Annotated in this window: 9 protein-coding genes; 8 read left to right on the top strand and 1 reads right to left on the bottom strand. The window is 42.2% G+C overall.

Annotated elements, in window-relative coordinates:
* The 8 genes from DBR11_RS01770 to DBR11_RS01735 all read left to right on the top strand — a co-directional run.
* Positions 1-1,003 (top strand): FecR family protein (locus DBR11_RS01770; protein WP_108549891.1); only part of this gene is annotated, 1,003 nt, incomplete at its 5' end.
* A 242-nt stretch (positions 1,004-1,245) separates the two neighbouring features.
* Positions 1,246-4,584: a SusC/RagA family TonB-linked outer membrane protein gene (locus DBR11_RS01765; protein ID WP_108549893.1), complete on the top strand. Its 3,339-nt coding sequence runs from the start codon at positions 1,246-1,248 to the stop codon at positions 4,582-4,584.
* A gap of 12 nt (positions 4,585-4,596) precedes the next feature.
* Entirely contained in the window at positions 4,597-6,102 is a 1,506-nt protein-coding gene (locus DBR11_RS01760; protein WP_233260612.1) for a RagB/SusD family nutrient uptake outer membrane protein, read from the top strand.
* A gap of 31 nt (positions 6,103-6,133) precedes the next feature.
* Positions 6,134-6,949, top strand: a complete 816-nt coding sequence (locus DBR11_RS01755; protein ID WP_108549889.1) for a DUF4843 domain-containing protein — start codon at positions 6,134-6,136, stop codon at positions 6,947-6,949.
* Between the two features lie 10 nt (positions 6,950-6,959).
* Complete coding sequence (locus DBR11_RS01750) at positions 6,960-8,378, top strand: PKD-like family lipoprotein (protein WP_158275183.1); 1,419 nt, start codon at positions 6,960-6,962, stop codon at positions 8,376-8,378.
* A 9-nt stretch (positions 8,379-8,387) separates the two neighbouring features.
* Positions 8,388-9,530, top strand: a complete 1,143-nt coding sequence (locus DBR11_RS01745) for a TlpA disulfide reductase family protein (RefSeq protein ID WP_108549887.1) — start codon at positions 8,388-8,390, stop codon at positions 9,528-9,530.
* Between the two features lie 108 nt (positions 9,531-9,638).
* A complete protein-coding gene (locus DBR11_RS01740; protein ID WP_369974412.1) occupies positions 9,639-10,076 on the top strand; it encodes a DoxX family membrane protein in 438 nt (145 codons plus the stop codon).
* Positions 10,077-10,125: 49 nt separating this feature from the next.
* On the top strand, positions 10,126-10,644 hold the full coding sequence (locus DBR11_RS01735; RefSeq protein ID WP_108549886.1) for an antibiotic biosynthesis monooxygenase: 519 nt from the start codon (positions 10,126-10,128) through the stop codon (positions 10,642-10,644).
* A gap of 16 nt (positions 10,645-10,660) precedes the next feature.
* On the opposite strand, the gene DBR11_RS29835 is transcribed toward DBR11_RS01735, so the two are convergent.
* Positions 10,661-10,816: a hypothetical protein gene (locus DBR11_RS29835; RefSeq protein ID WP_199233738.1), complete on the bottom strand. Its 156-nt coding sequence runs from the start codon at positions 10,814-10,816 to the stop codon at positions 10,661-10,663.
* Between the last annotated feature and the right edge of the window lie 127 nt (positions 10,817-10,943).

Here is a 10,943-nt window from a genome sequence, read left to right as displayed (position 1 = left end):
AAAGATCAGCAGTCCAAACAACTATGGCAAAGAAACCAAAATGGTCTGGTTTAAATATGCAGCTGTTGCCGCTGCATTGATCATGGTCTTGTTCGCATCTGTACATTTTTTCAATAGTAATAAAGAAAATAGCCTGGCAGCGCTTGATCATCATGTTAATCCGGGGGGGGACAATGCGATACTTATCCTTTCCGGAGGACAAAAAATTGTGTTGAACAATGCTTCTAAAGGCGAAATCGCCCGGCAATCAGGTATCAGTATAACCAAAACAGCCAATGGTCAGATTGTATATACCATCAAATCAAAGACCACAGACAAGCCACTTAAAAATACAATCATCACTCCAAAAGGAGGACAATACAAAATTATCTTGCCAGACGGTACAGATGTAGCACTGAATGCTGCCTCTTCATTGACTTATCCTACTTCATTTCAGGGAGGTGAACGTCGAGTTGAGCTCAATGGTGAAGCCTATTTTGAAGTTGCCAAGAATGCTGCAATGCCTTTTAGAGTCCAATCTACCGGTCAAACTGTAGAAGTATTGGGCACGCATTTTAATATTAATGCCTATGATGATGAAGGCGCTATCCGTACCACACTTCTTGAAGGTTCTGTAAAGATCACATCAGCCACAGCCTCAAGTATCATTAGGCCCGGACAGCAAGCCTTAATAAGCAAAACAGGAAAAGGCACTATCCTGACACGAGAAGTAAACCCGGAAAAAGAAATTGCCTGGAAAGATGGAATGTTCTCCTTCGAGAACGACGATATTAAGTCCGTTATGCGGAGTATATCCAGATGGTATAATGTTAATGTAAGCTATAAAGGAAACCTACCAGACATAGATTTTACAGGAGAAATATTCAGGACCGCGAAGTTATCTGAAGTCTTCAAAATACTTGAACTCAACGGCCTTCAATTTGAAGTTGAAGGCAAGAATATCATTGTTTCTTACAACCAGGAAGCAGTTAAAACAATCAACCCAAAAAAAACCATAAACTAACAGACTATTAACCAGAAAAAGAGACTATGATAAGACAACTACACTAAACAGGAACCACAAAGAAACTGACTAAAAAGCCGGAAGTATCTCACCACTCCCGGCCAGAAAAAGAGGTCAGCAGCCCAACGTCTAAACCAGGCTGCCATTTGTTTACTTAATTCTATTCCAAAAATATGAAATTAACTTTTCTTTACAACCCCGTATTCCAAATACGGAGGGTAAAGTATAAACTATTAGTAGTGATGAAATTAACTGCTATTTTACTGCTGATTGGCACCATGCATTTGTCTGCCGCCAGCTATTCGCAAAATGTTACCGTTTCCCGGAAGAATACCACCCTGGAAACCGTGTTTAATGATATAAAAAGACAGACCGGATATCTCTTCTTTTACAACGGAAAGATAAACCTGAACAAGTCAAAGCTGAATGTGGAACTGAGGACAGTGCCACTTGAAGAAGCCTTGAAAGCCTGTCTGGCCAATCAGGACCTGACTTACGATATCGTGGATAAAACCATTGTGATCAGAAATAAGGTTACAGATAATACATCAGGTATAACCACTTCCAGGTTTATTGATATCTCTGGAAAAGTTATCGATAGCGAAACCAAACAGAGCATACCAGGCGTAAACATTACGGTAAAGAACAACAAGGACCTTCGCGGGCAGACCAATTCTGAAGGAAACTTCAGAATCAATGCCCAGATCGGTGACGTTTTAGTGTTTTCCTATATCGGTTATAAAATAAAAGAGGTTAAAATAACCGATACAAAACCACTCACCGTGAATCTAAGTACACTTGTTAATACCATCGACGACGTTGTCATCACAGGTTATCAAACCATTAAAAAAGACAGTTACACGGGTAATGCTGTCACGGTGAGTGGAGAGGAACTTAAAAGAGTAAACCCACAAAACCTGTTGCAAAGTATCCAGGCTTTTGACCCCTCATTTAAACTGTTGGAGAATAATCTTGCGGGTTCCAACCCCAATAGGCTACCAAATATCAATGTAAGAGGCTCATCATCCTTGCCAAGCGGAAACGGGGAGGTTTTGAGGAGAGACAACATTTCCGGAAACATCAATATGCCTGCATTCATTTTAGACGGCTTTGAAGTTAATGTACAAAAAGTCTTTGACCTCGACATCAATAGAGTCGCTTCGGTTACGCTGTTAAAAGACGCAGCAGCAACTGCTATATATGGTTCCAGGGCAGCTAATGGTGTTCTGGTCATTGTTACCAAAGCACCTAAAGAAGGCCGGCTTCTTATTGAATACAATTATGAAACCAGCATCAATTCTCCCGATCTTTCAGACTATCAGGTGCTGAATGCCTCAGAAAAGCTGCAATATGAAAAATTAGCAGGACTGTACGATAGAAATGTGGTCAGCCGTCCGCAAGATGAACTGGATCAGTTGTATTACAACAAGTTGGCTAATGTAGTTGGAGGCGTAGATTCTTACTGGCTATCCCAGCCGGTGCGTACAGCTGTAGGACAAAAGCACAGTGTCAATCTTCAAGGTGGTTCTGAAACCTTCAGATATGGAGTAGACCTGAGGTACCAAACCAGACCAGGCGTAATGAAAGGCTCGTCCAGAAACCAATATTCTGGCGGGATGAACTTTCAGTACAACAAAGACAACAAGTTTCAATTCAGAAACGACCTGTCCATTACTCAAATGGAGGCTAGAGAGAGTCCATACGGAAACTTCGCCAATTATGTAAGGATGAATCCTTATTATCCAATTAAAGACGCCAATGGTACGGTACTTCGTGAGGTAGACACCTGGAAGAATCAAGCGGGCGACCAGGACATTGTCCTGAACCCGTTGTATGACGCAGGCCTGAGCAGTTTTAACAAATCGGCCTACACAGAAATTATAGATAATCTTTCTGCTGAACTGCAACTGGCAAAAGACCTGAGACTAAAAGGGCAGATGAGCTTAACCAGCCGCATGAATACCGATGACATCTTTACTTCTCCCATGGCCAACGAGTTCTATTTCTATGGAGCAGACAGGCTTGACGAAAAGGGAACCTATACAGACAGAAACAGGAAAGAGGTCTATTGGGACGGAAATATGAGATTAACCTGGTTCAAACAACTGGGAAACCACGCATTAAATGTATTAGGCGGAGTCAATATCCGCACAGAACTATCTGATGAAAAAGAAGTAACGGCAATAGGCTTTGCCAACGACCGTTTTACAAGCATAGGTTTTGCTAAAGGCTTTGGCGAGGAGGGAAGGCCACAAAGCAGCATTAACAATTCAAGGCTGTTTGGCTCTTTCCTAAGCACAAATTATTCCTACAAGAATAGATACCTGCTCGATGCTACCCTTAGGATAGATGGTTCATCGAAATTTGGTCTCGAGAATAAGCTTGCCCCATTCTGGTCTGTAGGCCTGGGCTGGAACCTGCACCAGGAAAAATTTCTGGCCGATAACCCTGTGATCAGTCAATTACGCTTAAAGGTATCCACTGGTCTTACCGGATCAGTAGAGTTTGCACCTTATCTGTCAAGGACTACTTATAAATACTTGAACGGCAACTGGTATTCCACCGGGATCGGTGCTATTGTAAATAACTATGGCAACGAAAACCTATCCTGGCAAAAAACGCAGATGACAGATATCGGTATTGACCTGGGACTTTTTCACGACCGGGTTTTTATAAGTCCAAGAATCTACAGAAAGTTTACCAAAGACATCCTGGCCGACATTACACTGCCGCCTTCCACGGGCTTCTTTTCCTACAAAGAGAACCTTGGGGATATGGAGAATAAAGGCGCAGAAATCTCCATTAAATGGGATGTGATACGCAAAAAAGACTGGTCCATCAATTTCACCGCAAATATGGTGGCCAACAGGAATAAAATCGTCCGCATCTCAAATGCCCTGAAAAAATATAATGACCGTGCCAATGACCTGCAATCTGTAGATCCCAAAGATGGTGGATTTAAAGGCATTCCTTTGCTGCGGTATAACGAAGGGCAGTCAATTAACGCCATCTATGCTGTTCCTTCTCTGGGCATAGATCCGGAAAATGGACGAGAATTGTACCGGAAAAAAGACGGAACGCTTACCTACGCCTATGATAAAAGCGATATCGTGGTTGTCGGAAATGCCGATCCAAAAGCAAACGGTTTCTTCAGTACTACCTTCACCTATAAAAGATTCATGCTGAGCGCAACCTTCGAAACTCATTTTGGAGGAGACATGTATAACCAGACGCTGGTAGACCGGATTGAAAATGCAGATCCGAGATATAATGTTGACAGACGCGTATTTGATGAAAAATGGAAAAAAAGCGGCGATGTAGTTTTCTACAAAAACATAGCAGATCTGGGTACAACAGAAGTCAACTCAAGATTTGTACAGCCCGACAATATGATCAATTTAAGTTCCGTGTACCTGTCTTATGATCTGGATAAGAAATATGCGTCCAAATTAAAAATGTCCAATCTGAGGTTTTCTGCAACCGCAAATGACCTTGCCCGCTGGTCCTCTGTAAAACAGGAGAGAGGAATCGATTACCCATTTGCCAGAAGTTTAACTTTTTCAATAAACGCCACTTTTTAATAGATGAAAAATATGAAATTAAGATTGATAATGGGCCTTCTTTTGCTTATCGCAACCATAAGTTCGTGTAAAAAATGGCTGGAAGTGGAACCCGAATCTGAGATCTCTGCACCCGTGCTGTTTAGCACAGAGAACGGTTTTATGGAAGCCCTCAATGGAATTTATAACCGCTGTTCAGAAACAGACCTCTACGGAAAGGAACTCACATTTGGTACACCCGAAGTGCTGGCTCAAAATTACACCATGGGCTATAATGAAGGACTCAACTATACACCAACCAGCCAGTATAATTACAGCAACAGCAAGTTCATAGAACGTAAAGACAAAATATGGGCAGGGCTTTATAATGCAATTGTAAACGCCAATCTGATTCTGGAAAATGTAGATAAAAAGAAAAACATCTTTACCGGTGTGAACTACGGGCTGATTAAAGGCGAAGCCCTGGCATTAAGGGCCTATCTTCACTTTGACCTGCTTAGACTATTTGCACCATCCTATCTCAGAAATGCTGCCGGAAAAGGTATTCCGTATGCCAGCGCCTATACCAAAGACATCACACCTATGTCCAGTGTTTCAGAGGTTATAGAAAAAGCCCTGACAGATCTCGAAGCAGCTAAAAAACTGTTGGCACAAGATCCGATCCGTAGTGCAGGATATCTGGTTAATTACCCCGTTGTTACCGATACCACAACCAATACTGAAGAGCGCGCCAGCATACCCTTTCTTCAAAACAGAAGACACCGGTTAAACTATTACGCTGTATGTGGCGAGCTTGCCCGCGTCTATCTCTACAAAAATGACAAAACAAATGCCTTAAATAACGCCTTAGAGGTGATCAATGCGAAAAAATTTCCCTGGACTTTAAAGACAGATTTTAATGCATTTGAAGAAGCAAAAAAAGACAGAATTCTTTATAAAGAACTCGTCTTTGCCTGGTATATTCCCAAATCCTGGTATGTGCCAGGGCCCACCGAAGACATCAAGGAAAACTGGTTTGTTACTGGTACAAGAGGTTTATACCTCAATGAAGATGCAGCCAAGTCCATTTATGAGACCAGCACAGGGACAGTTGACCTGCGGTTTAAGAACTGGCTTTCCATAACAGGTGTGGGCGCGGCAAAAACTTACGATATTGTTAAATACAACAGGAATTCGCAAAGTGATGCCCCTGCAGCCAATTTGCACTACCTGATGGCACCTGCTATCCGTTTAAGTGAACTGTATTACATAGCTGCTGAATGCACTTACCCTACAGATCCGGGAAAAGCAATAACATATATCAATACTGTACGCTTCCAGCGCGACAAAGAAGACCTGAATGTAAACTCCCAGGAAGAATTTACTGTGGCACTGATTAAAGAATGCCGTAAAGAATGGCTTGGAGAAGGGCAACTTTTCTACATGTACAAAAGATTAAACAGGGCCATTATCGGCCAAACCGGCACAACGATCCCGGCAACAGACAAAATCCTGGTATTGCCGCTTCCCCAGGATGAAGTGGTCTATGGAGGCAGATAAACAACAGGCATAAATACTAATCATACGAATTATGAAATTCTATATATTAATCCTATTCGCACTTTTTACCCTTGCATCATGCAAGCGGGCAGAAGAAATGAAATTTGACCATCCGGCGGGTATTTATTTTGACATCCATTTTGACAGCAGAAAAGACAGCATTATATCCACTTTTGCCTATAATCCCACAAAATTACAAGATACCATATGGATTCCTGTACGCATTTCCGGTGTAACCAGTCCAGCGCCAAGAACATTCAAAGCCCGTATAGAGACCGACTCCTCAAGCGCTGAACCCAATTTGCACTACGAGCCACTTAAGGCCTCCTATATCATGAATGCAAATAAAGGGCTTGCCTACCTTCCGTTTATCATTTACAATAAGGATAAGGAGCTGGAAAACCGTTCGGTTTCTGCGGTCATTAAGCTGGTGGAATCAGCTGACTTTAACATCCAGAACCCTTACTGGATTCGGGCAAAAGTGGTTTTTTCCTCCAAACTGGAAAAACCGGATTGGTGGGATTTCTGGCCATTGCCACCTTATTCAAGAGTAAAACATGAGCTGTTCATCCTGGTTACGGGCGTAAAAGAGCTCACTACAGATGGCCTGGATGCGCCAAAGAATCTCTACATCACCGGATTATTGACCACTATGCTCAACAATCCCTTTGACTGGGTAACCAAAAACGCAGCCAAAGGATACAAATTGGAGGAAGTGATCCCTGGGAACACCGACAGCTATTATTTCTTCAACACAGGAAATCCAACCAAGAAAACACTTTTAAGGAAGAACAAGGAAAATGGCAAATACTATTTTATAGACGAGAATGGGAAAGAGGTTATTTAAACAAAAAGATATGAAAAGATTAATATTATTGATGCTGCTATTTATGATAGCAATTTCAGCTTGTCATAAAGATCTTGGTCATTACGACATCGATATGCCCGAAGTACCTGTGGTTTCTAATCTGGATTCGGTGTACACTGCTAAAGTAGGTGATAGTCTGGTGATCAAACCCGCTGTTACGCTCAAAAGCCAGGCAGACATCGAACTGCAATGGCGCATCTCTGTCATAGAAGGTACAGACATCCTGTATACAGGTGCATCCCTGCGAATCATCTTTGGCTTGCAGGCAAAAAGATATCCGGCACAGCTAACTGTATACAATAAAACTAATGGGATGAAATATTTCCATAAGTTCTTTATTGACGGGGGAACAGAATTTTCCAAAGGAACAGCTGTTTTAAGTGAAGAGAACGGCATAAGTCAGTTTTCCTTCATCAAACCGGATGGTACGGTACAAGCGCGGTTATATAAAGCTATCCATCGCAAAGACCTGCCAGCTCATCCCATGAACCTGATGCTGCTCAGAAACAGAAATACCGGAGGCACTCTGCTGGGCTATTGGATTATTACCAAAAACGGAGGTGTACGTCTTGATGCCAATACGATGATAGAAGACCCTAAATACCCTAATCAACTGGCCGATAATTTTTTTGTAGCACCAGACCATCTGGAAGTGGGTGCTTTAAAACCGCACTTTCAAGGCGTATTGATGGGGGTGATTAACGGCACCCTTTATGGAGGCACCACTAACACCTGGGATCAGGCACCAACTTATGGCATGTTTGCACCAGCCGAAGGCAATTACGTATTGGACCCATCTTTTGTGATGACCATGGCTGATGCCGGAACCACCTTTATTGGTTTTGAACGTAACCGAAAACAATTCCTGCGTTTTAATGTATACAGCGGGCCTACTTATTTTGATACCCAGTACGGTGTGGCCCCGTCACCAGCTTTTGATCCTACGAATGTAGGGATGGATCTGCTGCACATAGAACAGCTCAACAACACGGATTGTTATGCCTATTGCAAAGCACCTGATGGTAAGATTTATGAACTGCATTTTACCGTAAAATTTACAGGTCCATTTGAATTTAATGCCCTTGCAAAACGCGTCTTTAGCCGCCCCGATCTTATTACCGAAGCCACCAAATGGCAAGGCGCAAAAAATGGTGTGATCTATATCGCTGCAGGATCAAAAGTCTACAGATATAATCCGCTAAATGAAGATGTGAAAGAACTGCTTACAGATTTTGGAGGAAAGCCCGTATCCATGATCAAACTATCTGAAGACGAAGAAAGCCTCATGGTAGGCACAGAAGGAACCATCTATTACCTTGACATTACTACAGGAAAGAACGGTAGCCTCCTTAAAAAGCAGGAGGGCATACCAGGCACACCTATAGACATTACCATTAGAACAAACTAACTCTAAAATATGAACTTGAAATTTTTAATACTCGCCCTGCTGGCTCCTTCAATTGCAGCAGCACAAAGCCCTAATTTTACCATTACAGGCAAAATAGGCAACCTGAACAAACCCGCCAAGATCTATTTGGACTATACTTCAGAAGGGAAGGGGGCAACTGATTCTGCAGTACTGGTGAATGGTACATTTAAGTTTACGGGGTACGTTGAAGGCATTGCTTCTTCAAGAATAACCCTTTCACGAGAAGGGATAAAAGATAAGGAGATTTATGCCACTGGTACAGGCGATGTAATTTATGTAAGCTTTGGAAAGGAGAACATTCATATCAGTTCTCCAGATTCACTTTATAATGCCAAATGGACTGGCTCTAAAGTTTACAATGAACTCCAGGCTTTTAATAAAGCCGTTGGCCCTACCGTGATGACAGTACACCACAATGCCAATGTTTTGCTGAGAAGAGCCACTGCGGAGCAACAAAAGGATACAACTTACTTTAAATCTATTGATAAAACTGTAAAAGCTTTAAGGAAATCACGTGGAGAAAAGATGCTGGCTTTTGCTAAAGCAAATCCAACATCGGAGTTTGCACTGCAAGGCTTGTCAGAACTGGTTAGCGGTTATTCTTTGAAGTCAGATCAGGCATTAGCTGTATTCAACAAACTGAGTCCTGAACTGCGCTTATCCTATACAGGTCAGGGTTTATACAAACTACTGAATGCAGATACCATGACCGCTCTTGGTGCCCCAGCACCTAATTTTACCCAAAATGATGTCAATGGCAAGGCCATCTCTTTATCAGACTTCAAAGGAAAATATGTATTGGTAGAGTTTTGGGCCAGCTGGTGCTCACCCTGCCGTGCAGAAAGTCCTAACCTGTTAAAACAATATGCCAGCTTTAAAGACAAAGGTTTTGAAATCCTTGGTGTATCCGTAGACAGCGATAAAGCAAAATGGCTCGAGGCCATCAAGAAAGACGGATTAACCTGGCCACAAATCTCAGATCTCAAAGGATGGGACAATGATGTCCGCAAAGTGTATGGCATCTCCGGTGTTCCAGCAAACTTCCTGATCAGTCCTGAAGGAAAGATCATAGGATCGCACCTTATGGGAGAAAAGCTAAACAAAAAACTTAGTGAATTGATGCCGGATTAAGGTAATTCGTATTAAAAAGGAGGTCGTATAATAATACGACCTCCTTTTATACAACTCAGTTCTTACCCTAACTGAAAACAAAATCAGATAATCGCTGTTTGCTAAGCTATGATGGATAGCGGAAATAAATACGGGCTTTGGCATCGTATAGCACGCATTACTCTTGGAGTCTTTTTAATTTTTGCAGGCACCAGTCATTTAACCTTTGCCCGTGTTGAGTTTTCAGCCCAGGTACCTAAGTGGTTGCCCATGGATACAGATCTGGTGGTGGTTCTGTCTGGCCTGGTAGAAATAGGCTTAGGCTTACTGCTGGTATCTGGCTGGCGGAAATCTATGGCAGGCTGGGTAGCAGCCGCTTTCTTTGTTGCTGTTTTTCCAGGAAATATTTCTCAATTCTTAACGCATACAGATGCATTTGGATTAAATTCCGATCTCAGCAGAGGCATGAGGTTGTTGTTTCAGCCGGTTTTGGTCATATGGGCGCTTTGGTGTACAGGGGCATGGGCCGCCTGGAGAAATGCTGCGCATAGATCTCGTACCTATTAGATGAGCACAGCTTAAATCTTTTTCATAAATTTGGTTAAAGAAGAAGGACATGCCCATTCATATTGCCATCACCCGAAAAGTCTTACCTGGAAAGGAAGAAGAATTTAAAGCAGCTTTGCATCAGTTTATGGGGGAGTCCTTTGACCATCATGGTGTGCACGGAGCAAGTATGATTACAGGACTTCCGGGGGCTGATGATGGCACTATTGGGATTCTAAGAACATTTAAAGACAAAGCAGAAAAAGACGCTTTCTATGCTTCTAAACAATTTCAAGACTGGGAAGCCTATGCATCTACGATAACCGAAGCACCGGTATATCGCGAATTAAATGGACTGGAAGCCTGGTTTCGTTCGCCAATTGCGCCTCCAAGATGGAAAATGGCCGTTGTAACGCTGTGTGGAGTTTTCCCGACGAGTATTTTTCTGTCGTATACAATTGGCCCATTAATCAAAGCTTTTCCGATAGAAGTCCGACTTTTGATTACTGCAACTTGTATGGTGCTGATGCTGACCTGGGTGGTTATGCCTTTTTTAACTAAGCTGATGAATAAATGGATCAGGTCTTAGATAGAAGAGATCATCTTTACTCCTCCTCCCGATGATCTTCGGATTTGAGTTCAGATTCTATAATCTCTTTTTCATATACCTTTTCATCCTTCCGGTTCCTCTTAATAAGCCAGATGATCAGGACCACCATGATCACTGCAACCGCGCCAATCCACCAGTAATTGATTTGCATAATATTGTTTATTAGTTTATTAAAGCTAAGCTTTTAATGTGGAACGAGTATGAAATTAATGTGATATATTATATCATTATCATCAGATAGTGCAATATGTTTTTGTGTATAGATATCAAAATATTTC

Origin of the sequence: Pedobacter sp. HMWF019, from assembly GCF_003061025.1 — a bacterium.
GTDB lineage: Bacteria > Bacteroidota > Bacteroidia > Sphingobacteriales > Sphingobacteriaceae > Pedobacter.
The sequence above is the reverse complement of the archived record's forward strand: the minus strand, read 5'-3'. Positions and strand labels throughout refer to the sequence as shown.

Excerpts from the sequence above, each read along its gene's own strand:
- DBR11_RS01765 (WP_108549893.1), top strand. The coding sequence starts at position 1,246 with ATGAAATTAACTGCTATTTTACTGCTGATTGGCACCATGCATTTGTCT.
- DBR11_RS01760 (WP_233260612.1), top strand. The coding sequence starts at position 4,597 with ATGAAATTAAGATTGATAATGGGCCTTCTTTTGCTTATCGCAACCATA.
- DBR11_RS01755 (WP_108549889.1), top strand. The coding sequence starts at position 6,134 with ATGAAATTCTATATATTAATCCTATTCGCACTTTTTACCCTTGCATCA.
- DBR11_RS01750 (WP_158275183.1), top strand. The coding sequence starts at position 6,960 with ATGAAAAGATTAATATTATTGATGCTGCTATTTATGATAGCAATTTCA.
- DBR11_RS01745 (WP_108549887.1), top strand. The coding sequence starts at position 8,388 with ATGAACTTGAAATTTTTAATACTCGCCCTGCTGGCTCCTTCAATTGCA.
- DBR11_RS01740 (WP_369974412.1), top strand. The coding sequence starts at position 9,639 with ATGATGGATAGCGGAAATAAATACGGGCTTTGGCATCGTATAGCACGC.
- DBR11_RS01735 (WP_108549886.1), top strand. The coding sequence starts at position 10,126 with ATGCCCATTCATATTGCCATCACCCGAAAAGTCTTACCTGGAAAGGAA.
- DBR11_RS29835 (WP_199233738.1), bottom strand. The coding sequence starts at position 10,816 with ATGCAAATCAATTACTGGTGGATTGGCGCGGTTGCAGTGATCATGGTG.